The organism is Limnohabitans sp. 63ED37-2 (genome assembly GCF_001412535.1).
Taxonomy (GTDB): domain Bacteria; phylum Pseudomonadota; class Gammaproteobacteria; order Burkholderiales; family Burkholderiaceae_C; genus Limnohabitans_A.
The window spans coordinates 3,028,977-3,054,866 of the sequence record NZ_CP011774.1; the positions used below are offsets into that span (position 1 = coordinate 3,028,977).

Here is a 25,890-nt window from a genome sequence, read left to right on the forward strand (position 1 = left end):
GACTACTTACTCAAATCACAAACAAAGCTGTTTCCAAATCGCCCAAGAGAGGCGCCACCAAAATAGCCGTTCCCAACATTGAATAGCCGAGGCATTTGTAAATTTCCACCTGTTTTTGCTTCTTCTTCATAAAGATGCAAAGCGGCTACAAAAAGTCCGCCCATGGCATTCAGACAATTTTTAAGAGTTGCGCGCTGAAAATCCCGATCACGATGATGCTTAACTTTGTTGTGATCAGACCACCAAACCGGAGGCGTGCCTTCTGCCCAATGAATCCATGGCTGATGCTTAATTCCATATCGAGGTAGCTGAACTTCGAAGCCAATAAATTTAGGATGTTTGGATGAAATTTCTGGGTAGTAAGCATTGACAGTGGAGGCCGTAGTTGATGGATCTTGCTTTTTCACAAGAAGCTTTAAAACCACATCTACTTCAGCGCATGCATTCAATAAGAGCCTCGCGATCTCAATTGAATAGGCGTCATCATTTCCACTCAAGTCCACATAGCGTGACAGACGTTCAAGGTCCTCCTCCAACGCCAAGAAATAATTCCAATGCCCAAGAGACGTGGCTCGGTGAATTGTCATGCTGCAACACCTATCGTTTCGAAGAAAACAAATCGCTAACCCTGGCAAATGCCTGTCCAGTTTCCGCCATGCGACGTGCCTTGACAGACAGCACGTGGTTGAGGGGCAACTCACGCTCAAGGCAATCAGCGATATCTCGGCCATCCATACAAAGGACACGCTTGCCTCGCCCAAACGCTATAAGTCCTTCATCAGAGAAACCGCTGTCACTCACAAACAGGCCACGGGTCCAAGCTGCCTTTTGTTCAACCTTGCCGTGGAATGTGTGCAGTTCTGCAACGCCAATTTTTTGAGCGTGCCATTTGGCTTCCATCAAGTAGGTGTGGCCTTCAAGCTGAAAGCTCCCGTCGATTTGTTCGCCATGCAGGCTGAATGGCTCACGGGCTGATAAGCCGAACGCATCAAATAGTTTTTTGAGAAAGGCTTCAAACGCGAAACCACGGGCATGGGGTGGCAGTGATGCGATTTGAAGTAACTCTGCTTTGAGCAACTGAAACTTTGGTCGATCAGTCGCAGGGGTTGGTTGATGTGCCGATTGAGTACTGACCGTCTGCCCTGCCAGCTTATTGATCAGACCTAAAAACCGTCCTTCAGCATTAGGCACTGCTTCGCTTTGCCCGCGTCGTTGGCGAACCGCCTCGCGGTATTCCCACAGTGCTTGCAAAGTACGGATGAGCAGTGGCTTGTCAACCACGCGAAGAAAGCAGCGCAGGCGCTTGGCTTTGGAGCGGCCATCTACTGCATATGCAGGGTCATCAATGTCAACATTCAGTTCTTCGGTAAAGAAGATGGCAAATGTTCGATCAGAAAAGTCTAAAACATAGCCAGAACCCATATCGAACAACTCTTCAATCAACAGCATGTCTACGCTGCGGATATGCGAGTTCACAGGGACAATCATTCTCAAACCTCGGCCACAAGTGATTTGGACAGGTTTTCCATTACTGCACGTACGTTGATAACCTGCCGACGCAAATCAGCGCAAAGGCTGCGAAGCTCATTGACGCGGGCAACTATGCGAGATTGCTCGGTGAGAGGTGGCAGTGGCATCACCATCTTCTTAATGATCTGTCCATTGATATTTGGATCTTTCCGCAAACCAGCTGCAAATGACATCCACTGCGAACGCACTGTGATTACAAATGAATGCAAGTAATCGATGTCAATGCCATCAGTCGGGGGTAGTGCAAAAACGGACTGATTGATCGTAGAAGGAACACCTAATACACCAGACTTACCTATGGTTCCCGCACCACCATACATTGCGACACAAACAGTACCAACAGGGAAGTACTTCAAGCGGTTCTCAGCAACTGCGCTCTTGGTAACCAGCTCTTCACAAGTCGTAACGAGTCCATTATTCAAGTCCGTGGTCTTCACCCACATTTCAGTACCGTCTGTGAAATAGTCAACGCGCGCTCTCAAGGGCGTAGTTCCACTACCCCCATCAAGTACTTCACCCATGCGCACCCACTCCCACCCTTGCGGCAACCCAAACGGTTTTTCTTCGTCGGTGATGGGTGACAGGGGTTTGTCGCGCTTGATCTTGCCTAGGGCGATGAGGTGGTCTTTTTCGGTGCGGATTTTTTGCAGGAGGACGCTGGCGGGTTCGTCGGTGGGGTCTTGGGGGACGAGGAGGCCGCGCACTGCGAGTTGGAGGATGGTTTGTTCGAGGGCGTCTACGGCTTCGGGGCGGTCGAGTAGCAGGTCGAAGTGGGTGGCGATGCGTTGCCAGTTGTCGGCCAGTGCCTCGGGCGTTTCGCTTTGGGTGAGCGTGCCCAGCAGGGTGCTGACGAGTTGGGCATGTTGCTTCGCTTCGAGCTGGCCGCTGGCTTCTAGGGCGTCGCAGAGTTGCATCAGTTCTTCGACGCGGGTGACGATGCGGGATTGTTCGGCCAGTGGTGGATATGGAACAACAATTTTTTCCATCTTCTCTTTGGTCATGTGAACCATTGAGACACCATGACCAGCGGCTTTAATTTCAGCTGTCTTTTCTTGTAGGTATGTGTGGAAATACCCAACATCGAAATGAGCTTTCGCGTGTGGCGCTAGCTTCCAAATGTGATAGTGGTAAATGACCTTAGGGCCTGACCATATGAACGGTCCAAAAGATGCTGACCATGCATAGAGAAGGTCGCCAGTTTCGCAATACTTTTCTGGTTCCAAATGCAAATTTGAGTAATACCAGTGGTTAGACGTAAACAGATTCCCAACTCGCAGGACAGGCGTTCCCTCTGATAACAACCCCTGCTTCCCATAAGCACGGCCATTCAAAACATTCACGACATCAGCAAGTCGGACCCAACGCCAGCTATCAGGGATCTGAAATGGTTTTTCCTCATCCCCAATCTCGGCCAACGGCTTGTCCCGCTTGATCTTGCCTTCCGCAATCAGTCGGTCTTTCTCAGCCCTGATCTTCTTGAGCAGTTCACTCGCCGGTTCATCACTCGGTTCTTGCGGCACCAGCTTGCCTTGCACGGCCAGCGTCAAGATGAGTTCGCGCAGGCGGGTCACGCCGCCGGGGGCTTGGGCGATCAAGTCGAAATGCTGCACCAATGGCGGCTGCAGATTCGCCAGGTATTTGGCGCTGGGTTCTTGCGCCGTCAGCACTGCGCTCACGCTTTGGCTCCCAGCGATTGGGCGAGGATGCTTTTGAGTTGGTCGCGCAGGCTTTGCGCCTCGGTTTGCAAGCGGGCGTAGTCGGCCAGCAGTTGCTCGGGGTCGTGGCTCACCACTTCGGCTGCGTGGGGGTTCTTCTGGTCGAGGTTGTAGTTGGCGGCTTTGATTTGCTCGATGCTCACCTTCCAGGCACGTTCGTTTTCCACGCGGACGGAAAAGCCGTCGGCTTCGCTGCCCCACCAGGCTTTTTCAGCGTCGAATTCTTCGATGCGGATGGGCTTGGTTTTGTTGTAGTTCTTCACGCCCGCTGGGTAGGGGTGTTCGTAGTACCAAACGTGTTCGGTGGGCTTGCCCTTTGTGAAGAACAGCAGGTTGGTTTTGATGCCGGTGTAGGGTGCAAACACGCCGTTGGGCAGGCGCACGATGGTGTGCAGGTTGCATTCGGCCAGCAGTTGTTCTTTGATGCGGGTCTTCACGCCTTCGCCAAACAGCGTGCCGTCGGGCAGCACCAGTGCGGCGCGGCCGTTGGTTTTGAGGATGTGTTTGATGAGCACCAAAAACAAATCCGCCGTTTCTTTGGTGCGCACATCGGCCGGAAAGCCTTGTTCGATGCCCGGCTCTTCGATGCCGCCAAAGGGCGGGTTGGTCAGGATCACGTCCACCCGGTCGGCTGGGGTGTAGTCGCGCAGCGGGCGGCTCAGGGTGTTGTCGTGGCGGACCAGGCTGGGCACTTCGATGCCGTGCAGCATGAGGTTGGTCACGCACAGCATGTGGGGCATTTGTTTTTTCTCAACGCCCAAGATGCTGTTTTGCAGCGTGGCTTCTTCTTCGGTGTTGTGCACTTGTTTGCGCAGGTGTTCGATGGCGCAGACCAAAAAGCCGCCCGTGCCAGTGGCCGGGTCCATCACGCGCTCGCCCAGCCGGGGGTTGACCATGTCCACCATGAACTGCGTCACAGCGCGGGGCGTGTAGAACTCGCCCGCGTTACCGGCGCTTTGCAGGTCTTTGAGGATTTTTTCGTAGAGGTCGTTGAATTGGTGGCGCTCGGCTTGGCGGTTGAAGTCGATCGCGTTGAGCTTGTTGATGACTTGGCGCAGCAGCTGGCCGCTTTTCATGTAGTTGTAGGCGTCTTCAAACACGCCGCGCACCACATAGCCACGGGGGTTGCGCTGGGCGTCACCGCTCAGGCTTTTGAGGGTGGCAAAGAGCTGGTTGTTCACAAAGTCCAGAAGCGCATCGCCGGTGATGCCCTCCGCATCAGTGGCCCAGTTGCGCCAGCGCATGGCTTCGGGGATGGGGCTTTTGTAGTCGTCGCGGGTCAGCTCCAGCTCTTCTTCGAGTGCGTCAAACACCTTCAGGAACAAGAGCCAAGTGAGCTGCGAGATGCGCTGCGCATCGCCATCCACGCCACTGTCTTGGCGCATGATGTCTTGGATGGATTTGATGACGGATGAGAGGTTGGACATGTTTTTATGGGTTCGGTTCTGTCATTCCCGCGCACGCGGGAATCCAGGTATTGAGACTTCAGGCGCGTGAGTCCGGGGGATGGATGCCCGCATTCGCGGGCATGACAGTGACTTGAGGTGCGTACAGCTCGCGCTCTAGCGTTTGCAGTGCGCCAAGGTATTGGGGGCGACCGCCAAAGCTTTTCACCAACTCGCTGGCCGAGCCCATTTGGGTGAAAGGCTGGACTTTGAAGACGTCGTTGCTTTCGATGGTGGCGATGCCTTCGTCGGCGTATTTGTCGATCAGTGCGTCGATCACCTTGCGGGCGACGGGGCCGTATTGTGTGAAGGCGTTGCGCTTTTTGACGCGGTTGGCGCGCTCGCGGCGGGTCAGGGGTGGCTGGTTGTAGGCCACATGCAAGAGCAGGTCGAAAGGGTCAAGGTCTTTGCCAATTTCTTCGGCCAGTGCTTCGATCAAGACCCCTTGCTTTTCAAGCTCTTCCACCAAGGCAGCTTTGCGGTCGGCGTCGTTCCAGGCTTGCAAGAATTTGTCGAGCGAGTCGTATTGCTTGGCGAGGTTGATGCGGGTGTAATCGCGCAGGCTTTCGGTGATGAGCTTTCCGTCGGCGCTGAGGTATTGCACGCGCTCACGCGCCACCGCCACGGTGACCATGCCGCCGAGGACGTATTTCTTGGGCTCGGCATCACCGCCTGCACCGGGCGCGGTGTAACCGCCTGCTTGTGCACCAAAGGGATCGGCCAGTGGATCAGGTTGGCCCGTCGTCAGCGGGTCGCCCATGCCCGGCGTGCCTGTCAGCTCGTCTGGCGGTGTCACAGGTTCATCGCCTTTGGGCTGATAAATCTGCACAGGCTCGCCATCAAACTTGGGGTCGGCAAAGAGTTCAGTGGCGCGTTTGAAGTCGAGGATGGTGAACCAGGTTTTGCCCAGGTCTTCGCGCAGGCGGGTGCCCCAGCCAATGATCTGCTTGAACAGCGTCATGGACTTGATGTTTTGGTCCAGCACGATGAGCTTGCAGGTTTGTGCGTCCACCCCGGTGCTCATGAGCTTGGAGGTGGTGGCAATCACCGGATATGTTTTTTCTGGGTCGATGAAGTTGTCAAGCTCCAGCTTGCCCTCGGCGTTGTCGCCCGTGATTTGCACCACGTATTTGGGGTGGTCTTTGCAAATGTCGGCATTGGCATTGGCCAGCGCTTGGCGCATGCGGGCGGCGTGGTCGATGTCTTCGCAAAACACGATGGTCTTGGCGTAGCGGTCGGTGGCCTTGAGGTATTCGGTGATCTTGGCAGCCACCACTTCGTCGCGCTTTTCCAGAACCAGTTTGCGGTTCATGTCGGTGGCGTTGTAAATGCGGTCTTCGATCAGGTGGCCGTGTTTGTCGGTCATGCCCTGCGTGGGCCGCCAGCCAAAGGTGTCTTTGTCCAAGTCCACCCGCACGACTTTGTAGGGCGACAAGAAGCCGTCTTCGATGCCTTGCTTGAGGCTGTAGGTGTAGATGGGCTCGCCAAAGTAGTCGCTGTTGGAGGTGTCTTGCGTTTCTTTGGGCGTGGCCGTCAGGCCCACCTGCGCAGCGTTGCCGAAATACGTGAGGATCTCGCGCCAAGCCGAGTCTTCGTTGGCGCTGCCTCGGTGGCACTCGTCCACCACGATCAAATCGAAGAAGTCGGGGCTGAACTGTTTGTAGATGTTGCGCTCTTCTTCGGTGCCGGTGACGGCCTGGTAGAGCGAGAGGTAAATCTCGTAGCTTTTATCAACCAGCTTGGTGGTTTTGTTGACGGCAAGGTCTACGTTTTCCAATGTGACCTGGCCTTGGGCGTCAACACGTTCTACGCCTTTGGCGTTGGGGCTGAGCTTGGCCATCGCGCCCTTGAAGGGCCGAAAGTCATTGACCATGGTCTGGTCGATCAGGATGTTGCGGTCGGCCAGAAACAGGATGCGTTTTTTGGCACCACTCTTCCACAAGCGCCAGATGATCTGGAAGGCGGTGTAGGTCTTGCCGGTTCCAGTGGCCATGACCAGCATGGCGCGGTTCTGACCTTGGGCAATGGCTTCAACGGTGCGGTTGATGGCGTTGATTTGGTAATAACGCGGCGTTTTGCTGGGGGCGTAGTCAAACTCGGCCACTTGGCGAACGGCGGGCGTCCAGCCTTTCCAAGCGCAATAGCGCTCCCACAGGTCTTGCGGCGAGGGGAATTCGTCCAAAGTGAGGTTTTTCTCCAGCACGCCATCGGCCAGTGTGGCGTCGCGGAACACAAAGCCGTCGCCATTGCTGGAAAAACAAAAGGGCACGCCAAGCAACTCGGCATAGTTGATGGCTTGTGCCATGCCCGAGCCCATGGGCTTGTTGTTGTCTTTGGCCTCGACCACTGCAATGGGGATGTTGGCTTTGAAAAACAAGGCGTAGTCGGCCCGCAGCACGGTGCTGAGGTCACGGTGGGCCTTGTTGCCGCGCACGCTGACGCGCCCTGCCCGAAGAGGGAACTCGCGGTAAATCTGGTCGAACCCGTGCCACCCAGCCTGCTCCATGGCAGGACGGATGAACTTGTCGCAGATGTCGCTTTCGGAGAGTTGTTTCTTGTCCAAGCTGGGGCTCGCGGGGGCTGGGGGCGTGTGGTGGGTAAAGGCTTCTATTTTTAATCATTTTGTGGCCTTTTATTCAGGTGACAGACATTTACCTGCGGGTCGTCACAATTAAGGCACTTCTTCAGCCGACAACTCACATGACTTCACTCAGCTCCGCGTCTATAGCCCTCCAAGGTGCCTCCAACTTTCGCGATGTCGGTGGCTACCTGAACACCCAAGGCCGCCGCGTGCGGCGCGGTCAGGTGTTCCGCTCAGACCATTTGGCTGGATTGAAGGGTGAAGACGTGGTGCGTTTGCAATCGCTGGGCATTGGCCACAGCTTGGACTTTCGGGGCGTGAACGAGTGCGCCGCAACGCCCTACGCCATCCCCGGCGTGGAGCGCGTGGCGCTCACCATCGAGCCCACCGTGATCGCCCGCATGCAGGCGCTGGTCGCGCAAGGTGTGGTGCCCACCACCGAGGAAACCGTGGACCTGATGCGCGAGACCTACCGCGATTTTGTGAACCACAACGCGGCCACCTTCGGTCGATTTTTAAAACACCTGCTGGAAAAACCGACGCCACAGGTGTTTCACTGCACCGCAGGCAAGGACCGCACGGGTTTTGCAGCGGCGCTGCTGCTGTCGGCCCTGGAGGTGGACCGGGCGACCATCGAGCACGATTACCTGCTCACCAACCAACTCTACAAACGCGATGCCCGACTCGAAGGCCAAGGCCATCCGCATGTGATGAAGGTGCTTTGGCAAGTGCAGCCCGAGTTTTTGCACGCGGCGTTCGACACGGTGGATGCGCAGCATGGCGGCATGCGGGAGTACCTGCACGGAGCCATTGGCCTGAGCCCGCAAGAGCTGGCCGAACTCCAGCGCTTGCTGCTGGAAGCCTGATCAGGCCGCTTCTTTATAAAAGAAGCCCCCATGCACGTTGCGCGGCGCCAGGGGCGCCACGGCACGGCCGATGGCACCGATGTGATCGGGCGTGGTGCCACAGCAGCCGCCCACGATGTTGACCAGGCCTTCGGCCGCGAACTCGTGCAGCAGGCGGCTGGTGACTTCGGGTGTCTCGTCAAAGCCGGTGTCGCTCATGGGGTTGGGCAAGCCGGCGTTGGGGTAGCAGCTGATGAAGGTGTCGCCCGCCACCTTGTTGAGTTCCTGGATATAGGGGCGCATCAGCGTCGCACCCAAGGCGCAGTTCAGACCAATGGCCAAGGGCTGCGCATGGCGCACGCTGTGCCAAAAGGCGGTGACGGTCTGGCCGCTCAAAATGCGGCCTGAGGCGTCGGTCACGGTACCGCTGATGATCAGGGGCAAGCGCTCGCCGCTGGCTTCAAAGAATTCTTCGATGGCAAACAGCGCGGCCTTGGCGTTGAGCGTGTCAAAAATCGTCTCGACCAGCAAGATGTCTGAGCCGCCTTCGACCAAGGCTTCGACCTGCTCGTAATAAGCGGCACGCAACTCTTCAAAAGTCACGTTGCGGGCACCCGCGTCGTTCACATCGGGGCTGATGCTGGCGGTCTTGGGCGTGGGGCCCAAAGCGCCCACCACATAGCGGGGCTTGTCGGGCGTAGAAAACTTGTCGCAGGCGGCGCGGGCCAATTTGGCGGACTGCAGGTTCATCTCACGGGTCAGGTGCTGCATGTCGTAATCGGCCTGGGCTATTGATGTCGCGCCAAAGGTGTTGGTCTCGATCATGTCGGCCCCGGCAGCCAAGTAGCCCTCGTGGATGTCGCGGATCACGTCGGGGCGGGTCAGGCTCAGCAACTCGTTGTTGCCCTTGACGTCTTTGGGAAAGTCCTTGAAACGCTCGCCCCGGTAGTCGGCTTCGGTCAGCTTAAAGCGCTGGATCATGGTGCCCATGGCCCCATCGAGGATGGCGATGCGGGTGTTCAGGATCTCGGGGAGCGCTTGGGCGCGGGTGTAAACAGGGGTCTTCATGCCCCTATTGTAAAAGTGCGGGATTCAGGCCTTTTGAAATCGGTCAAATCCTGCTGCCCGCAACTCGCACGCCGGGCACTGGCCACAGCCATAACCCCAGTCGTGGCGATGGGTGCGGTCACCCAGGTAGCAGGTGTGGCTGTGCTCCACGATCAAATCCACCAAGGCCTGCCCACCGCCACCGACATCGGCCTTTTGGCCCAGGTCGTGCGCCAATTGCCAAGTCTGGGCCTTGTCGATCCACATGAGCGGGGTTTCGATCAGCAGCTTGCGGTCCATGCCGAGCGACAGGGCCACCTGCATGGCTTTCATGGTGTCGTCGCGGCAGTCGGGGTAGCCCGAAAAATCGGTCTCGCACACGCCTGTGACGATGACCTGCAGGCCCCGGCGGTAGGCCAGTGCAGCGGCGAGCGTCAGGAACAGCAGGTTGCGCCCCGGCACAAAGGTGTTGGGCAAGCCCGAACTTTCCATCTCGATGGCCGTGTCGCGGGTCAGTGATGTTTCGCTGATCTGGCCCAGAATGCCCGCGTCCAGCAGGTGGTCTTCGCCCAGTTTGGGGGCCCAGGCCGGGAACCGGCTTTTGAGGGCCGCCAGCACATTCAGGCGGGCGTCCAGCTCGACTTTGTGGCGCTGGCCATAGTCAAAGGCCAAGGTTTCAACACGTTCATAACGGCTCAAAGCGTGGGCCAAGCAGGTGGTGGAGTCTTGGCCACCAGAAAACAGGACAAGGGCGGAGGTGTGCATGGGGTGGGATGGTAACGCTGTCTCTGTCGGGAGAGCTGTCTGAGTCGGGGCACGTTTGGAAGGGGGCGGCGGCGGGCTCCTCATGAGGCGGGGGTACGCCAAAATCGTCGCCCGCCGCCGGCCCCTTCCAAACGCTGGTGGTTGTCTTCAGCCTTGCTGGCGGTGAATACATGCCTTGCAGTCGGTGACCGCTTTTTTTGCAGCCACCAAACGCTAGCCTTGAGCGTACTGGCCGCGCAGCCCATGGTATTCGTGGGTGGGTGAGGGCGGGTACAGGGTGACGATTTTGGCGTACCCCCGCCTCATGAGGAGCCCTGTGCCCGCCCTCACCCACCCACACCACACCCGCAAAAACTCAAGCGACAAACGCAAAACCCAAGCCATCCATAGAGGACAATCAAGCCTTCAAAAAGCTGTCCAACCCTACGTGTCCCCACACCTCCCCATCCTGCGCGAAGTATTTGGCTACGACGCCTTTCGCGGCCCGCAGCAGGCCATCATCGACCATGTGGCGGCCGGGGGCGATGCACTGGTGCTCATGCCCACTGGCGGGGGCAAATCGCTGTGCTACCAAATCCCGGCCATTGCACGCCAGCGCGCAGGCCATGGCATCACCGTCGTGGTCTCACCCCTGATCGCGCTGATGCACGACCAAGTGGGTGCACTGCACGAAGCTGGCGTAAGCGCCGCCTTCCTCAACTCCTCACTCACCAGCGAAGAAGCATCTGACATTGAACGCCGCTTGTTACGCGGTGAGATCACCCTGCTGTATGCGGCGCCCGAACGCGTGACCAACGCCCGCTTTTTGGCGCAGATGGATTCGCTGCTCGAGCGCGGGCTGCTGAGCCTGTTTGCGATCGACGAAGCGCATTGCGTGAGCCAATGGGGCCACGACTTCCGGCCTGAATACCGGGGTCTGTCGGTGCTGCACGAACGCTACCCCAGCGTGCCGCGTGTGGCGCTCACGGCCACCGCCGATGCGCTGACCCGCGCCGACATCGTCGAGCGGCTGCAGCTGGAAAACGCCGAGCTGTTCATCAGCAGCTTTGACCGCCCGAATATCCGTTACACCATCGTCGAGAAAAAAGACGCCAGCACCCAGCTGCTGCGCTTCATCGAACGCGAACACCCCGAAGAAGCGGGTGTGGTCTATTGCCAGTCGCGCAAGCGGGTCGAAGAGATCGCGGCCATGTTGTGCGAAGCGGGCATCCGCGCGCTGCCTTACCACGCCGGGCTGGACACAGCGGTGCGCCAGCGCCACCAGAACGAGTTTTTGCGCGAAGACGGTGTGGTGATGGTCGCGACCGTGGCCTTTGGCATGGGCATCGACAAGCCCGATGTGCGCTTTGTGGCGCACCTGGACATGCCCAAGAACATCGAGGGCTATTACCAAGAAACGGGCCGCGCCGGGCGCGACGGCTTGGCGTCGGATGCGTGGATGGCCTACGGCCTGCAGGACGTGGTGAACCAGCGCCGCATGATTGACGAGAGCCCGGCGGGCGAAGAGTTCAAGCAGGTCATGCGCGGCAAACTCGACGCGTTGCTGGCCCTGGCCGAAGCCACCGACTGCCGCCGTGTGCGGCTGCTGAGTTACTTTGGCGAAAGCTACAGCAGCCAAAAGGACAGCGCACAAGGCGTTTACATGCCCTTTTGTGGCAACTGCGACAACTGCCTGAACCCGCCCGAAGTCTGGGACGGCACCGATGCGGCACGCAAGCTGCTGTCCACCGTATACCGCACCCAGCAAAGCAGCGGCCACAGCTTTGGGGCCAGCCACACCATGGACATCGTGCGCGGCAAAAAAACCGAGAAAGTGGCGCAGCGCGGCCACGAGAGCATCAGCACCTTTGGACTGGGCGCCGAATACAGCGAACAACAGCTGCGCGCCGTGATGCGCCAGTTGATCGCGATTGGCGCTTTGCATGTGCACACCGAAGACGGCTTCAGCACCCTGCACCTGACCGAGGCCTCACGCGCTGTGCTCAAAGGCGATGTGCCCGTGCAATTGCGCGAGAGCACCAGCCAACGCAGCGACAAAAAGAGCCGCACACGCAGCGGCCCCGCCCCCGCTGCGGCCAACCTGGGGCCCGATGCGATGGTACGCTTCATCAACCTCAAGGCCTGGCGCGCTGAAGTGGCCAAAGAGCACAACCTGCCCGCGTACGTCATCTTTCATGACGCGACGCTGGCCGCCATTGCCGAGGCCGCACCCCAAAGTCTGGCGCAGCTTCAAGGCATCAGCGGCTTGGGCGTGAAGAAGCTTGAAGCCTACGGACCCCAAGTGCTGCGGGTGTGTAATGGGGCGGCTTGAAACGCTTCAAACCTCTTCGTCTTGATAGCCAGCTTCGCGCTGGTGGCGAATGCGTGCCACCATGACCCGGTCCAAAACATCGTCCCACGCATAGCGGGCCAGATAGCCGCTACGCCTGCGGGAGATGATCAGTTCACGCAAACCATCTTCCACCGGTCGGCCAATGCCGGGTTGATGCGTCAACACTTGCAAGGCATCCAAAATGAAATCGAGCAGTTCCCCAGCCAATGGGTCTTCGGACTCATACAAAAACGTTTCCAGCCGGACCAAATCCTGAAATGCTGCTGGGCTTAGAAAAACGGTGCTCACACCTCAGCCCATTTTTTTCGATTTCAAAGGTGCAGGCGGCGCTCTCTTGCCCTGACGATGTTCTTTGAGTTCAGAAAAATAGAGACGGACATCGTCCAGCGCATGACCTTTTCCGCTGGCCTTCATGACGGCCAGTGCTTCGGCCGAGTCTTGTGCTAATGTTTGCTTCAAGCGCTTGCGCTGCGCCGCATCGGCCAGCGTGCTCACCATGAAAGCGTGCAAGCTCATGCCCATTTGCTTGGCATCTTCTTCGAGCTGCAACTTGAGCGTGCTGGGCAGTTTGAGGCTGGTGGGAATGTTGGCCGATGTAGCGGCAGAAGTGGCGGTCACGTCAGACTCCTTTTTTTGGGTAGTCAGAAATGACTACCCAACATGATTCTACACAGCAATGGCTTTAGCGCCAGCTGTTCACTCCACCTGAATCGCCCCACGCCGAATCTGGTCGCGCTCCAGGCTTTCAAACAGCGCTTTGAAGTTGCCTTCGCCAAAACCTTCGTCTGCCTTGCGCTGGATGAATTCAAAGAACACGGGGCCGAGCAGCGTCTGGCTGAAGATTTGCAGCAGCAAACGTTTCTCACCGTTGGCGGTGGAGCCATCCATCAAAATGCCGCGGGCCTGCAACTCGGCCACAGGTTCGCCATGGCCCGGCAAGCGTTCTTCGAGCATCTCGTAATAGATGTCGTTGGGCGCGCTCATGAGCGGGATGCCGGCCATCTGCAGCGCGTCCACGCTTTTCAGAATGTCATCGGTCAGCAGCGCGATGTGCTGGATGCCTTCGCCGTTGAACTGCATCAGGAACTCTTCGATCTGGCCACCTGTCTTGCCCGACTCTTCGTTGAGCGGGATGCGGATCTTGCCGTCTGGGGCCATCATGGCTTGGCTGGTCAGGCCCGTGTATTCGCCCTTGATGTCAAAGTAGCGAATCTCTTGAAAGTTGAAGAGTTTTTCGTAAAAACCACTCCAGTACGCCATGCGGCCTTTGTAGACGTTGTGCGTCATATGGTCGATGAGCTTGAGGCCGTGGCCAGGCGGGTGGCGGTCTACGCCCTCGATGAATTCAAAGTCGATGTCGTAAATGCTTTTGCCGTCTTCAAAGCGGTCGATCAAATACAAAGGCGCGCCGCCAATGCCTTTGATGGCGGGCAGTCGCAACTCCATGGGGCCGGTGGGCACATCCACAGGTTGGGCTCCAAGTTCCAGCGCCCGTGCATAAGCCTTGTGCGAGTCCTTCACGCGAAACGCCAGCGCGCAAGCGCAAGGGCCATGCTCTGCAGCAAAGTAGCCGGCCAGACTTTTGGGCTCACGGTTGACGATGAAGTTGATGTCGCCTTGGCGGTAGAGCACCACGTCTTTGGAGCGGTGTTTCGCCACCAGAGAAAAGCCCATCTGCTCGAACAGCGGCTCGAGGGTGTTGGGGGTGGGGGATGCGAACTCGACGAACTCGAAGCCGCACAGGCCCATGGGGTTGTCAAACAAATCGGCCATGAAAATCTCCAGTGGAAAGCAGGACCGCGCTGCAAAGTGAGCACGGCCCGAATTGAAATCGGTCAAACGAAACGAGGGGTGTTTAAAAGCCCTGCGGCGGCGCGCAGGGCTTGCCCCGCGTGCTGCGCGCGAGGTGGATGCCGAAAATCAAAACCTGGATGGACATGGGGTGGGATGGTCGCCGCTGCCGCTCAGTGTGTCAAGCACTGAAACCCTGATGGCGGTGGCCCAGCCCTTCAGGCAACCGCCTGGATGCTGCGCAAGTGGGTGATGTCTGCTGCGCTCAGGCCCATGTCTTGCAACAGCTCGTTGGTGTTCTCGCCTTGCACAGGCGGCTGACGGCGCACACCCAGGCGTTGCCCGTCCATGGTGAAGGGAAACAAGGCTGCACGGGCAGTCTGCCCGGCTTTGGGGCCATCGCTCAGGCGCACATCGGCCAAGCCACCCGTAGCCTGCAAGTGCGGGTCGTCAAACAGCTCTTCGGGCTTGACGATGGGCGCAAAAGGCAAACCCGCTTTTTCGAAAATGACACTCAGTTCGGCCGCCGTGAAGGCGGCCAAACGGCGGCGCAAATCGGGCATCAACTCGGCACGCAGCGACACGCGGGCGTTGTTGTCAAAGTAGCGTGGATCGGCCCTCAGGTCTCCAAAGCCCAACACCTCACAAAACGTGGCCCATTGCGCGTCACTGACCGCCGCCAAAAAGATTTGCTCGCCGTTCTTGACGGTGAACACGTCATACACCGCCCAAGCCGAAATGCGATTGGGCATGGGCTCGGCCGCTTTGCCGGTGATGGCGTACTGCAACATGTGTTGGCCGACCAGGAAAACGTTGTTCTCGAATAAAGCCGACTGGATCTCTTGCCCGCGCCCGGTGATGCCGCGTTGAATCAATGCACCGAGCACACCAATGGCGCCAAACATGCCGCCCATGATGTCGTTCACGCTGGTGCCTGCGCGCAGCGGGTCACCGGGGCGGCCCGTCATGTAGGCCAAGCCGCCCATCATCTGCACCACTTCGTCGAGTGCCGTGCGGTGGTCGTAGGGGCCAGGCAGAAAACCCTTGAGGCTGGCGTAGATCAACTTGGGGTGCTTCGCCGACAGGCTGGCATAGTCCAGGCCATACTTGGCCATGGTGCCGGGCTTGAAGTTCTCGGCCACCACGTCGGCCGTGGCGCACAAGCGGCGCGCCACCTCAGCCCCATCGGGGCTTTGCAGGTTGATCTGGATGCTCTTTTTGTTGCGGTTGAACATCGGGAAAAAACCTGCGCCAGAACCCAGCAGGTGCCGAGTACGATCGCCCTCGATGGGCTCGACCTTGATGACCTCGGCCCCCATGTCGGCCAGCACCATGCCGCAGGTGGGGCCCATGACCATGTGGGTGAACTCGACGACACGCAAGCCTTCGAGTGGGAGTTTTCCGGCAGAGAGGTTCATCTGCAGCCTCAACGGTAAAACGCTTCGACTTTGCCTTTGAGCTTGATGAGCAGCGGTTGACCCTTGCGATCCAGCGTCTTGCCAGCGGGCACGCGCACCCAGCCTTCGCTGATGCAGTATTCCTCGACATCGTTGCGGTCCTTGCCGTTGAAGCGGATGCCGATGTCGTGCTCAAAAACGGCGCGCACATGGTGCGGGCTGCGGGCATCAATCGCCAGGCGGTCGGGCAATGCGGGTCGGGCAGCAGCTGATGTCTCGGGTGTTGGGGCTTCGGTCATGGGGTGTGGTGGACAAAAATGAAACAACGCCGATTCTCCCCGATTTAACAGGGCTGACAGTGGCAGAATCCCGGGTCCTTCGACGGTCAGCGCTTTGGCCTGCCACTTTCGCCTCAGCACCTTCCCTTTCACATGACTTCTACCCCCTCCGGCACGCTCGGCATCGATTTCGGCACCTCCAATTCGGCCGTGGCCTGGCTCGGCGCTCAAGGCAGCGCCCGCTTGATCCCGCTCGAGGGTGATGCACTGGCCATGCCCACGGCTGTTTTCTACAACGTCGAGGACAGCAGCACCCACTTCGGGCGAGATGCCATTGGTCATTACCTGGAGGGCACCGAGGGCCGATTGATGCGCTCGCTCAAAAGCCTGCTGGGCAGCCCTCTTTTGCTGGAGACGACACAAATCGGCCCCCAGCAGATCAGCTTTCAGGACATCATCACCACCTTTTTGGCGACCCTGCGCGAACGTGCCACCCAAAGTCTGGGCAGCGCCCCGCGTCGTGTGGTAATAGGCCGCCCCGTGCACTTTGTAGACGAGGACCCCGAGCGCGATGCGCAAGCGCAAGCCTCTTTGCAACGGGCCGTGGAGGCGGTGGGCTTTGAAGAGGTGTCTTTTCAGCTCGAGCCCATTGCCGCCGCGCTGGACTACGAGCAACGCCTGACCCAAGAAAGCACCGTGCTGGTGGTCGACTTGGGGGGCGGTACCTCGGACTTCACTGTGGTCCGCTTGGGGCCAGCGCGCATGCCCCGGGCTGACCGGAGCACCGACATTTTGGCCACCACGGGTGTGCACATTGGCGGCACCGACTACGACCGCCAGCTGAACCTGGCGCAGGTCATGCCGCTGCTCGGTTACAAACACCTGGGCCCCGACCAACGCGAGGTGCCCAACCGGGTGTTTTTTGATTTGGCGACCTGGCACCTGATCCACTGGCAATACCAAGCCAAAGCCATCGCCCACGCCCAAACCCTGCGCAGCAATTACAGCGAGCCGCGCCTGCATGAACGGCTGATGCGTGTATTGCTAGAGCGCCACGGCCACCACATGGCCCACGAGGTGGAACAGGCCAAAATCCGCTGCTCACTGGGCCAAGCTGAAACCGGGATCGACCTGTCGGTGATCGAGCGCGGCTTGTCCGCGCAATTGGGTGTGCGCGACATGCAGGCGCATCTGCATGACTTGCTGGCCCGCACTGTGGCCTGTGCGCGCGAATGTGTGCAAAGCGCGGGGCTGACCGATGCGTCACTGGACGCGATTTACCTCACGGGGGGTTCTTCGGCCTTGAGCACCTTCCAAGCCACATTGCAGGCTGAATTCAAAGGCGTGCCGCTGGTCGAAGGCGATTTGTTTGGTGGCGTGGCGCTGGGCTTGGCCTACAGCCGCTGAGCAGAAAAACGCCAAGAAATCAGGCCCAGTCGTCGCCCAGGTCCCATAAGCCATCACCTGCATCCGGGTCAGTGCTGGACAAGTTGCTTGCCGAGCCTTGGGCCACACCGGATGGCGCCGCTGCCGGCCCAAACAGGCCGTCAAGGCCTTGCAGCAACAAACCACCCGCCACCACCCCCGCGCTCACACCGAGCGCGGTGCCGCTGACTTGCGCCAGCAGGCCACGCCCCCAGGGACTGGGCTGCGATTGGGTCAAGGGGACAACCTGCGCACCCCCATCTGCAGGCTTGTTGGCCTGTGCCACTGTGGGCGAAGCGTCTGACGCCAAGGCTTGCCAGCGGGCGGCCTGTTCATCACACTGCGCTTGCAACTGCGCCAGTCGGTCTTGGGTGGCGTTCAAGGCCAGCTGCAGGGCCATGCTGCGCTGCACCAGCCAATAAGGTGCATCGGGCTGCTGCGCCAGCGCGTCGCGGATCAAGCCCTCGGCCAAAGTGTCTTTGGGGTGGCTGCGTTGCTGGCGCAAGGCGGCCAAAAATTGCTGGAGCTGGTCGCGTTCTTGGGCGGTCATGAACAAGTCCCTTCATGGGTGGCTGACGGTTTGGCGCTGACGATTATGGGTTCGCGCTTTTGGCACTTGGGCGATGGACCCATGAGCCATCAGGTCTTTTGCAGGTACACATAAGCGCCCATGAGGGGCTGCGCTTGGTCCAGGCGCAAAGGCGCGCGGTGCACACGGGCCCAGTGCCAGCCGTGCTGCGCGGCAAGCGCCTCCAAATAAGGCAAGGCATGTGCATAACGCAGCGAGCGGTGCAGCTGCACCGCCATGCCCGGGTCGGCCTCTTCGACGGTGAAGGCCAGCCAGCCGCCTGAGCGCACGCGGGGGCTCAGGGCCTCAAACACCGCCTTCAGATGGCCCACATAAATGAACACATCAGCGGCCAGTACCAGATCGGCCTGCTCGGTGCCTTGCTTCAAAAAATCCACCAGTTCCAACGCATGCAGGCTGTCGTACAACCCCAGAGCTTTGGCCTTGGCGACCATGGCCGACGACAGGTCCACACCCACCAAATGGTCGGCACGGGGGCGGATCAGGCTGCCACACAAGCCTGTGCCGCAGCCCAGATCCCACACGCGCTCAAAGCGGGCAGCCGAGTCAGTGGGCAAGTTTTGCAGCAACACGCGATGGCCTTGGTAACCCAGTTGCCCCACCAGGTGGGCTTCAAAGTCATCGGCGTACTGGTCAAAGAGTTTTTCTACATAGGCTGCGGGCGCATTCACCATGGGCTGCTGCGGGCTCAAGGCGGCGAGGTAGTAGCGGTGCAGTTCGGGGTCGGCCCCCAGTTGCATGGCGCGCTGGTAGCCCGTGATCGCTTCTGCGGTCTGGCCCATGTCGCGCTGCACATGGGCCATCTGGCTCCAGGCTTCGGCCAATTCCGGGGCATGCGTCAAGGCCTGCTCAAAGGCCAACAAGGCTTGTGGCAAAAGCCTCTGGTGGGCCAAGCACTGGCCCCAGCGCAGACAAAAGTCGGCGCCATCTGCGCCCAAGGCGCGCGCTTTGTCGTGGCAGTGCAAAGCCTGCGTCCAATCGCCCAAGGCCATGTGCGTCACGCCCCAGGCCTTCCAGGCATCGACTTGCGAATCGTCGGCCGCCAAGGCTTGGCGCAGACACACATCGGCCCGCTCAAAGCGACCCAGATGCACGCAGCTCACGCCCAGATTCATGAGCACAGAGGGTCTGCCGGGGGCCAGTTGCAAAGCCTGCTCAAACAGCGCCGCAGCCGCCTCGAAATCGTGGCGTTCAAACTGTTCGATACCGGCCAAAAAAGCTTGGCGGGCTTGTTCGAGTGAAGGGTCCATGTTCACCAGTGTGACACAGGCCAGAAGCCGGATGCGGTGACAGCGACAGGGTCGAGGCACAATGCGCCAAGATGACAAAAACACCGGAGGCCGCATGAAAGAAACCCCCTATGCCTGGGTGGTGGTTTGGGCCACCTTTGTGTGCCTGGCGCTGATCTTTGGGGTGTCGTATTCGTTTGCGGCGTTTTTTGAATCGTTCGCGGCCGAGTTTTCGGCGCAGCGGGCCGATGTGTCCTGGATCTTTGGCCTCTCGGGCTTTGTCTATTTTGTGCTGGGCGCAGGCGGCGGCATGTTGGCCGACCGATTTGGGCCGCGCATGGTGTGTTCAGTCGGCATGGCGCTGATCGCTTCAGGCTTGCTGGCCACCAGCTGGGCCACGTCCTTGCTGGCGGTGTACGTGAGTTACGGCTTGTTGGTGGGCCTGGGCATCGCGCTGGTGTACACGCCCTCCATTGCCAGCGTGCAGCCCTGGTTCACCACCCGCCGGGGGCTGGCCGGGGGCATTGCCAGCTCGGGCGTGGGCGCGGGCACTTTGCTGGTGCCGGTGCTGGTGGCCATGGCCATTGGCCCCATGCCTTGGCGAGAGGCGATGCAGGTTTTGGCCTTGGGTGTTTTGGTGCTGGGTTTGCTGGCGGCGGGCTTGCTGCGCCGCGCCCCTGCAGCACAAGCGGCCCCCGGCGCGACCGGTGCGGGGGGCTCGGCCTCTGGGCTGACTTTGCGCGAAACCTTGCGCAGTCCCACTTTTCGTTGGCTCTATTTGGCGACTGTGCTGGCCTCACCCGTGATGTTCATTCCCTTTGCGCATGTGTCGGCCTCGGCACGAGATTTGGGCCTGGGCGAAGCCTTTGCCGTAGGGTTGGTCGGCCTGATTGGCGTGGGCAGTCTGGTCGGGCGCTTTGCCATTGGCTTGCTGGCCGACCGACTGGGGCGGGCGCAAACGCTGGTGCTGATGCAACTGTCCATGGGCGCGTCGTATCTGCTGTGGGGTGCGGCAGGCGGGCAGGCCATGCTGGTGCTGTTTGCGCTGTGGTTTGGCCTGAGTTATGGCTCTATCGTCTCGCTCTTGCCCGCCATTTGCATGGATTATTTTGGCGGCCGCTCGGTGGCCAGCGTGGTGGGCACGCTCTACAGCGGCGCTGCGGTGGGCAATTTGCTGGGCCCCGTGTTGGCCGGAGCGGTGTTTGACCACAGCGGCCACTACCTGGGCGTGATGGTGGTGTGCGGCGGGCTGTCGCTGTGCGCCACTTGGGCCTCACGGCAAATGAAACGCTGCGGGCAAGCCAGGTATTGATTCTTCAGAAAGAAGCACCTCATGCACAACGATTTGCACGCGCTGCGGCGCATCCTCAAAACCTGCCCCACCATCGCCGTGGTGGGCTTGTCGGCCGAGTGGCATCGGCCCAGTTATTTCGCGGCCAAGTACATGCAGTCACACGGCTTCAAGATCGTGCCCGTGAACCCGCGTTATGCGGGCAGCCAGGTGCTGGGTGAGACCTGCTACGCCAGCCTGAACGACATCCCCTTCAAGGTGGACATGGTGGATGTGTTTCGCCGCAGCGAAGACGTGCTGCCGATGGCCGAACAAGCGGTGCAGATCGGCGCCAAGTGCCTGTGGCAGCAACTGGGCGTGGCCAACCACGAAGCCGATGCCCTGGCCCGACAGGCGGGCATGGATTCGGTGACGAACCGCTGCGTGAAGATCGAACATGCCCGGCTGTTTGGTGGCCTGAACTGGGTGGGTGTGAACACCGGCATCATTTCTGCGCGGCGGCTGGTATAAAAAGACCATGACCGACCGCCAATTCCACCCCGAAACCCTGGCCATCCACGCCGGGCAAATTCCCGATGTAGCCACGGGCGCACGCGCCCTGCCCATCTACCAAACCAGCAGCTATGTGTTTGACAGCGCCGAGCATGCGGCCTCGCTGTTCAACCTGCAGACCTTTGGCAATGTGTACTCGCGCCTGAGCAACCCCACGGTGGCGGTACTCGAAGAGCGTGTGGCCGCGCTCGAAGGCGGGCGTGCTGCCGTGGCCAGTGCCTCGGGCATGGCGGCCGAAACCATGGCGCTCATGACCATCTTGCAAACGGGCGACCATGTGGTGGCAGCCGGGGCTTTGTATGGCGGCTCGGTCACCTTGCTGGCCGTGAGCCTGGCCAAGTTCGGCATCGAGACCACCTTTGTGGACGCAACAAAACCCGAAGCCTTTGCCGCCGCCATGCGCCCCAACACCCGCGCGGTGTATGCCGAGAGCCTGGGCAACCCGAGCATGGTGGTGCTGGACATCGCGGCCGTGGCCGATGTGGCCCATGCGCACGGCGTGCCGCTCATCATCGACAACACCGTGCCCAGCCCGCTGCTGTGCAACCCGCTGGCGCTGGGGGCCGACATCGTGGTGCATTCGGCCACCAAATATTTGGCGGGGCACGGCACCACGCTGGGCGGCCTGGTGGTGGAAGGCGGCAAATTCCCTTGGGACAATGGTAAGTTTCCGGGCATGACCGAGCCCTCGCAGGGCTACCACGGGGTGAAGTTTTACGAGACCTTTGGCGACTTTGGCTTTGCCATGCGCTGCCGCATGGAAAGCCTGCGCGTGTTTGGCGCATCGCTCAGCCCCATGAGCGCCTGGCAGATTTTGCAAGGCGTCGAGACCCTGCCACTGCGCATGCAAAAGCACTGCGACAACGCTTTGGGCGTGGCGAAATTTTTGCAGGCCGATGCGCGTGTGGCCTGGGTCAACTACCCCGGCTTGCCCGATCACCCACAGCACGACCTGATGCAGCGCCAGATGCGTGGCGCTTCAGGCCTGCTGTCGTTTGGCGTCAAAGGCGGGCTGGCGCAGGGCGTGAAGTTCATCGAGTCGGCCCAGTTCATGAGCCACTTGGTCAACATCGGCGACACCCGCACCCTGATCAGCCACCCCGCCAGCACCACGCACCGCCAGCTCGACGAGGCCCAGCAGCTGGCCGCTGGCGTGCCGCCCGACATGGTGCGCATTTCGGTGGGGCTGGAAAATCTGGACGACATCTTGTGGGACATCGACCAGGCGCTGGACAAGGCCAGCCGCTGAGTCGACGCCCTGGCCCATGGGCCGCCATCACAGTGCGTGCCGCGCCCCTTCAGGGTCTTCAAGCGTCTTGTGCCAACTGCGCCTGCCGACGCCTGCGCTCAGACTGGAGCAGGCCCAATCCGGCCGTCACCACCAGCGCAATGCCACACCAGGCCAGCGTGTTGGGCACATCGCCCCACATCAGATAACCCAGCACCAGCGCCACCAACAAGCCGCTGTAGCGGAATGGCCCGATCACACTCATGTCGCCCCAACGCATGCTGAGCGTGAGCAAGTGGTAACCCGCAGCCAAGCAAAGTGACGCGCCAAACAGCTGCCACAGGTGCTGTGTGGCCATGGGCTTCCAGGGCTCAAACAGACTCCACACACCCGCCAACACAGTGACCATGATCGCCGTCGACAAAGTGATCAACAGCGAAGGCACTTGCGCAGGCACCAGGCGCGTCAGAAAATCGCGGCCCGCGTGCAACACCGCCGCAAACAAGCACAGCACGGCATAGGCATTGAAATCCCCCATGCGCGGCTGCACTACCAGCAGCACGCCCGCAAAGCCCAGCAAAATCAGCGCCCAGCGGCCCAGCGTGACCCGCTCGTGCAAAAAGAACACCGCCATCAAAGTCAGGAACAGCGGGCCCGCCAAATTGATCGCCGTGGCGTTGCCCAAAGGGATGTGAAACACCGCGGTGAGGTAGGTGAAGGACGCCAGACTGTCGAGCACGGCGCGGGCAGGCACCGAGCGCGTCAGCGTGGTGCGCCACTGCTGCAACTGGCCCATCCACCCAGCCAAGGCCAACAACAGCGCGGTGGTCATCACACCGCGCACGAAGATCAGTTGCGGTGTAGAAAGGTCAGCACTGACCCATTTGACCAAGGCGTCGTTCACCACAAAGAACACCATGGCCCCGGTCATGGTGACGATGCCACGGCGGTTGTGTTGGCTCATGCGGGTGACCTGTCAAAAAAAGGCAGCACCTGCGCCAGCAGGGCGTGGGGTGCTTCTTCGGCGATGTAGTGACCACAAGGCAGGGCCTGGCCCGAGACCTGTTCGGCCACTTTTTGCCATTCCTTGAGCGGCTTAAAACAGCGCTGCACCACGCCTTGCTCGCCCCACAGCACCTGGATGGGCATCTGAAGCCGTCGCCCTTGCGCGATGTCATCGCGATCGTGTTCCAGGTCGATGCCCGCCGAGGCGCGGTAGTCTTCGCACAGACCGTGCGCTGCGCCCGGCAGGGCCAGGCAGCGCTGGTATTCGGTCAAGGCACGCGCATCAAAAGGGGCCAGCCCAGCGCTGCGGTTGCCCATGACGTCGGTGACATACGCCGCCGGGTTGGCCTCGATCAGGCGCTCGGGCAGGGGCTGCGGCTGGATCAAAAAGAACCAATGCCAGTAGGCGCGGGCAAAGGCTTCGGAGGTCTGTTCGTACATGGCCAGGGTGGGCGCGATGTCAAGCAACACCATCTGTCGCACCGCTTGCGGATGGTCCATGCCCAAACGGTGCGCCACGCGGGCACCCCGATCGTGCGCCAGCACATGGAACCGGTCAAAGCCCAAGTGGTGCATCAAACTGATCTGGTCTTGCGCCAGGCTGCGCTTGGCGTAAGCGGCGTGGTCCGGTCCGCCCTCGGGTTTGGACGAGTCACCATACCCACGCAAATCCGCCGCCACCACGGTGAAATGCTGCGCCAGCGTTGGGGCCACCTTGTGCCAGATGGCCAGGGTCTGTGGGTGCCCATGCAGCAGCAGCAAACCCGGGCCTTGTCCGCCCACCATGGCCGAGATGTGCAGGCCTTTGTCGACCTCAATCTGGTGGTGCGTGAAACCGGGAAACAGGGGCAAGGCAGGGTGATTCATAGGCGGCTTCGTGTCTGTGTGGTCATTATTGCCCTGCAAGGCCAGCGCCACTGTGACCTTTGAGACCCGTTCTGGACCCCAGCTGGCAACGGCCAAGCGCTTAAACTCCCTTCTTTGATCCCCCAATACAAGGAAGACCCATGGGCGCGCAGTGGAAAGCAAAAGGCAAAGCACAGGCAGCAGATGCCCGAGGCAAATTGTTTGGCCGACTGGCCAAGGACATCATGATTGCCGCCCGCAACGGCGCAGACCCCGCCGCCAACTCGCGCCTGCGCCTGGTGGTCGAGCAGGCCCGCAAAGTGTCCATGCCCAAAGAAACGCTGGAACGCGCTATCAAAAAGGGCGCAGGCCTCTTGGGTGACGCCGTGAGCTTTGACAGGGTGATTTACGAAGGCTTCGCGCCGCACCAAGTGCCGGTGATGATCGAAGTGCTGACCGACAACGTGAACCGCAGCGCGTCAGAAATGCGCGTGCTGTTCCGCAAGGGCCAGCAAGGCACTTCGGGCTCGGTGTCTTGGGACTTTGACCATGTGGGCTTCATCGAGGCCGAGCCCGCCCAAGCCGGTGCAGACGCCGAACTGGCCGCCATCGAAGCCGGCGCCCAAGACTTTGAGCCCGCCGATGAAGACGGCATGACGGTGTTCATCACCGAAGCCACCGACCTGGACCTGGTCAGCCGCGCCCTGCCCGAACACGGCTTCACGGTGGTGTCGGCCAAGCTGGGCTACAAACCCAAAAACCCGGTCGACCCGGCCAACCTGAGCGCAGAACAGCTCGAAGAAGTCGAAGCCTTTTTGGGGGCCATCGACAACAACGACGACGTGCAGAACGTGTTTGTGGGCTTGGCGGATTAAACACCCTGCAGGGCCTTTGGGTCTTGCGGGTGACAGCTGAACGCCCCAGTTCAGGGTTTTCAATATGGGCTTTCCGCGAGGGCACCGATAGCATGGACTGATCTTTCAGGAGTTCACCATGCCGTTTTTTGTTTCAGCCAACCTGGCCTCGCCATCTCGCGCCAGGCGTCTGACCTTCGTCGCGGCTTTGCTGGCCGTGTGTGCCAGCAGCACCGCCTTGGCCCAAGCCTGGCCGCAGCGCCCGATCAAAGTCGTCATCCCCTTCCCGCCCGGTGGGCCCAGTGACCTGGTCATGCGCACAGCAGCCGAGAAAATTCTGGCCAACCTCAAGCAACCCATCGTGATCGAGAACCAGCCTGGCGCGGGTGGCAACATCGGCGCTGCCAACGTGGCGCGGGCCGCACCTGACGGCTACACCTTTTTGTTCGCGACCGACACGCTGCTCACCGTCAACCCGCATGTGTACAAATCCATGCCCTTCAAGCTCGACGACTTGAAGCCCATCAGCGTGTTGTCGTCGTTCAGCCAAACCTTGGTGTGCAACCCTTCACTGGGTGTCAAAACAGTGTCTGAGCTGATCGCCAAAGCCAAAACCACCTCTTTGAGCTATGCCTCGGGCGGCGCGGGTGTGCCGGGGCATTTGTCCACCGAGTTGCTGCTGAGCATGACCGGCATGCAGATGACGCACATCCCCTACAAAGGCCCAGCCCCCGCCATGCAAGACGTGCTGGCCAACCAGGTGCCTTGCGGTTTGTTGGCCGGGCCCACGGTGCTGCCGCATGTGCGCTCGGGCAAATTGACGGCGTTGGCGGTGTCGGGCCAAACGCGCTCGCCCTCTTTGCCCGAAGTGCCCACCATGGACGAAGCCGGGGTGAAAGGTTACGAGGCCGATTTCAGCCTGATCTTGATCGCCCCCAAACAAGTACCCGATGACATCGTGGCCAAATTCCGTCAGGCTGTGGTCGACGCGCTGCGCACCCCAGAGGCGACCGAGCGGCTCAAGGCATCCGACCAGATCGTGATCGGCAGCACGCCCGAGCAGGCGGTCGCCAAAGTGGCCAAGGACTTTGCCAAATGGGGCGCCGTGTCGCGCAAGATTGGTTTGAGTCTGGACTGACACCAAA

The 25,890-nt window shown here is 60.1% G+C and carries 24 protein-coding genes; 8 read left to right on the forward strand and 16 right to left on the reverse strand.

Going from position 1 to position 25,890, the window contains the following annotated elements:
- Nucleotides 1-2 precede the first annotated feature (2 nt).
- Genes L63ED372_RS16245 through hsdR form a run of 5 tightly spaced genes read right to left on the reverse strand, consistent with a single transcriptional unit; the run spans nucleotide 3 to nucleotide 7,253 of the window.
- Nucleotides 3-587: a hypothetical protein gene (locus L63ED372_RS16245; protein WP_082431719.1), complete on the reverse strand. Its 585-nt coding sequence runs from the start codon at nucleotides 585-587 to the stop codon at nucleotides 3-5.
- A 10-nt stretch (nucleotides 588-597) separates the two neighbouring features.
- Nucleotides 598-1,449, reverse strand: a complete 852-nt coding sequence (locus L63ED372_RS14435; RefSeq protein WP_062408182.1) for a restriction endonuclease — start codon at nucleotides 1,447-1,449, stop codon at nucleotides 598-600.
- 41 nt (nucleotides 1,450-1,490) lie between these two features.
- On the reverse strand, nucleotides 1,491-3,206 hold the full coding sequence (locus L63ED372_RS14440) for a restriction endonuclease subunit S (protein ID WP_062406906.1): 1,716 nt from the start codon (nucleotides 3,204-3,206) through the stop codon (nucleotides 1,491-1,493).
- Nucleotides 3,203-4,672, reverse strand: a complete 1,470-nt coding sequence (locus L63ED372_RS14445) for a type I restriction-modification system subunit M (RefSeq protein ID WP_062406908.1) — start codon at nucleotides 4,670-4,672, stop codon at nucleotides 3,203-3,205. The genes L63ED372_RS14440 and L63ED372_RS14445 overlap by 4 nt, the downstream gene beginning before the upstream one ends.
- Nucleotides 4,673-4,730: 58 nt before the next feature.
- Nucleotides 4,731-7,253 carry an EcoAI/FtnUII family type I restriction enzme subunit R gene (hsdR, locus tag L63ED372_RS14450; RefSeq protein WP_062406910.1) on the reverse strand — a complete coding sequence of 841 codons (2,523 nt, stop codon included), beginning with the start codon at nucleotides 7,251-7,253 and terminating at the stop codon, nucleotides 4,731-4,733.
- A 137-nt stretch (nucleotides 7,254-7,390) separates the two neighbouring features.
- Between hsdR and L63ED372_RS14455 the strand changes: the two genes are divergently transcribed.
- Nucleotides 7,391-8,137 carry a tyrosine-protein phosphatase gene (locus tag L63ED372_RS14455; RefSeq protein ID WP_062406912.1) on the forward strand — a complete coding sequence of 249 codons (747 nt, stop codon included), beginning with the start codon at nucleotides 7,391-7,393 and terminating at the stop codon, nucleotides 8,135-8,137.
- Here L63ED372_RS14455 and L63ED372_RS14460 read toward each other — a convergent pair whose 3' ends face one another.
- Together L63ED372_RS14460 and queC are read right to left on the reverse strand one after the other, a co-directional pair.
- The gene (locus tag L63ED372_RS14460; protein ID WP_062406914.1) at nucleotides 8,138-9,184 is read right to left on the reverse strand and encodes a homocysteine S-methyltransferase family protein; all 1,047 of its coding nucleotides are present in this window, start codon (nucleotides 9,182-9,184) and stop codon (nucleotides 8,138-8,140) included. It abuts the gene before it with no gap.
- A gap of 24 nt (nucleotides 9,185-9,208) precedes the next feature.
- The gene (queC, locus tag L63ED372_RS14465; protein ID WP_062406916.1) at nucleotides 9,209-9,928 is read right to left on the reverse strand and encodes a 7-cyano-7-deazaguanine synthase QueC; all 720 of its coding nucleotides are present in this window, start codon (nucleotides 9,926-9,928) and stop codon (nucleotides 9,209-9,211) included.
- Between the two features lie 427 nt (nucleotides 9,929-10,355).
- On the opposite strand from queC, the gene recQ reads away from it, so the two are divergent.
- Nucleotides 10,356-12,239, forward strand: coding sequence for a DNA helicase RecQ (gene recQ / locus L63ED372_RS14470; RefSeq protein WP_062408184.1), 1,884 nt, complete (start codon nucleotides 10,356-10,358; stop codon nucleotides 12,237-12,239).
- Between the two features lie 6 nt (nucleotides 12,240-12,245).
- Here the strand turns inward: recQ and L63ED372_RS14475 are convergent, their stop codons facing one another.
- From L63ED372_RS14475 to L63ED372_RS14495, 5 genes are all read right to left on the reverse strand, one after another.
- Nucleotides 12,246-12,548, reverse strand: a complete 303-nt coding sequence (locus tag L63ED372_RS14475; RefSeq protein ID WP_082431721.1) for a type II toxin-antitoxin system RelE/ParE family toxin — start codon at nucleotides 12,546-12,548, stop codon at nucleotides 12,246-12,248.
- 3 nt (nucleotides 12,549-12,551) lie between these two features.
- On the reverse strand, nucleotides 12,552-12,878 hold the full coding sequence (locus L63ED372_RS14480) for a hypothetical protein (RefSeq protein ID WP_062406920.1): 327 nt from the start codon (nucleotides 12,876-12,878) through the stop codon (nucleotides 12,552-12,554).
- A gap of 78 nt (nucleotides 12,879-12,956) precedes the next feature.
- Nucleotides 12,957-14,033 (reverse strand): 4-hydroxyphenylpyruvate dioxygenase, encoded by a 1,077-nt coding sequence (hppD, locus tag L63ED372_RS14485; protein ID WP_062408186.1) that lies wholly within the window; start codon nucleotides 14,031-14,033, stop codon nucleotides 12,957-12,959.
- Between the two features lie 236 nt (nucleotides 14,034-14,269).
- Nucleotides 14,270-15,469 carry a CaiB/BaiF CoA transferase family protein gene (locus tag L63ED372_RS14490; protein ID WP_062406922.1) on the reverse strand — a complete coding sequence of 400 codons (1,200 nt, stop codon included), beginning with the start codon at nucleotides 15,467-15,469 and terminating at the stop codon, nucleotides 14,270-14,272.
- A gap of 8 nt (nucleotides 15,470-15,477) precedes the next feature.
- On the reverse strand, nucleotides 15,478-15,747 hold the full coding sequence (locus tag L63ED372_RS14495) for a DUF3297 family protein (RefSeq protein ID WP_062406924.1): 270 nt from the start codon (nucleotides 15,745-15,747) through the stop codon (nucleotides 15,478-15,480).
- Between the two features lie 132 nt (nucleotides 15,748-15,879).
- Between L63ED372_RS14495 and L63ED372_RS14500 the strand changes: the two genes are divergently transcribed.
- Complete coding sequence (locus tag L63ED372_RS14500; RefSeq protein ID WP_062406926.1) at nucleotides 15,880-17,133, forward strand: Hsp70 family protein; 1,254 nt, start codon at nucleotides 15,880-15,882, stop codon at nucleotides 17,131-17,133.
- A 19-nt stretch (nucleotides 17,134-17,152) separates the two neighbouring features.
- Here L63ED372_RS14500 and L63ED372_RS14505 read toward each other — a convergent pair whose 3' ends face one another.
- Nucleotides 17,153-17,701 (reverse strand): DUF2076 family protein, encoded by a 549-nt coding sequence (locus tag L63ED372_RS14505; protein WP_062406928.1) that lies wholly within the window; start codon nucleotides 17,699-17,701, stop codon nucleotides 17,153-17,155.
- Between the two features lie 89 nt (nucleotides 17,702-17,790).
- The gene (locus L63ED372_RS16435) at nucleotides 17,791-18,990 is read right to left on the reverse strand and encodes a tetratricopeptide repeat protein (RefSeq protein WP_062406930.1); all 1,200 of its coding nucleotides are present in this window, start codon (nucleotides 18,988-18,990) and stop codon (nucleotides 17,791-17,793) included.
- Nucleotides 18,991-19,084: 94 nt separating this feature from the next.
- Here L63ED372_RS16435 and L63ED372_RS14515 point away from each other — a divergent pair, with 94 nt between their 5' ends.
- The 3 genes from L63ED372_RS14515 to L63ED372_RS14525 are packed head-to-tail and all read left to right on the forward strand — an operon-like array spanning nucleotide 19,085 to nucleotide 22,061.
- On the forward strand, nucleotides 19,085-20,281 hold the full coding sequence (locus L63ED372_RS14515; protein ID WP_197275277.1) for an MFS transporter: 1,197 nt from the start codon (nucleotides 19,085-19,087) through the stop codon (nucleotides 20,279-20,281).
- A 21-nt stretch (nucleotides 20,282-20,302) separates the two neighbouring features.
- Nucleotides 20,303-20,770: a CoA-binding protein gene (locus tag L63ED372_RS14520; protein WP_062406934.1), complete on the forward strand. Its 468-nt coding sequence runs from the start codon at nucleotides 20,303-20,305 to the stop codon at nucleotides 20,768-20,770.
- A 7-nt stretch (nucleotides 20,771-20,777) separates the two neighbouring features.
- On the forward strand, nucleotides 20,778-22,061 hold the full coding sequence (locus L63ED372_RS14525; protein WP_062406936.1) for an O-acetylhomoserine aminocarboxypropyltransferase/cysteine synthase family protein: 1,284 nt from the start codon (nucleotides 20,778-20,780) through the stop codon (nucleotides 22,059-22,061).
- Nucleotides 22,062-22,119: 58 nt separating this feature from the next.
- Here L63ED372_RS14525 and L63ED372_RS14530 read toward each other — a convergent pair whose 3' ends face one another.
- Complete coding sequence (locus tag L63ED372_RS14530) at nucleotides 22,120-23,004, reverse strand: DMT family transporter (RefSeq protein ID WP_062406938.1); 885 nt, start codon at nucleotides 23,002-23,004, stop codon at nucleotides 22,120-22,122.
- Nucleotides 23,001-23,912, reverse strand: coding sequence for an alpha/beta fold hydrolase (locus tag L63ED372_RS14535; RefSeq protein WP_062408188.1), 912 nt, complete (start codon nucleotides 23,910-23,912; stop codon nucleotides 23,001-23,003). The genes L63ED372_RS14530 and L63ED372_RS14535 overlap by 4 nt, the downstream gene beginning before the upstream one ends.
- Nucleotides 23,913-24,052: 140 nt before the next feature.
- Here L63ED372_RS14535 and L63ED372_RS14540 point away from each other — a divergent pair, with 140 nt between their 5' ends.
- Entirely contained in the window at nucleotides 24,053-24,766 is a 714-nt protein-coding gene (locus L63ED372_RS14540) for a YebC/PmpR family DNA-binding transcriptional regulator (RefSeq protein ID WP_062406940.1), read from the forward strand.
- Between the two features lie 118 nt (nucleotides 24,767-24,884).
- The gene (locus L63ED372_RS14545; protein ID WP_062406942.1) at nucleotides 24,885-25,883 is read left to right on the forward strand and encodes a Bug family tripartite tricarboxylate transporter substrate binding protein; all 999 of its coding nucleotides are present in this window, start codon (nucleotides 24,885-24,887) and stop codon (nucleotides 25,881-25,883) included.
- Nucleotides 25,884-25,890: the final 7 nt, after the last annotated feature.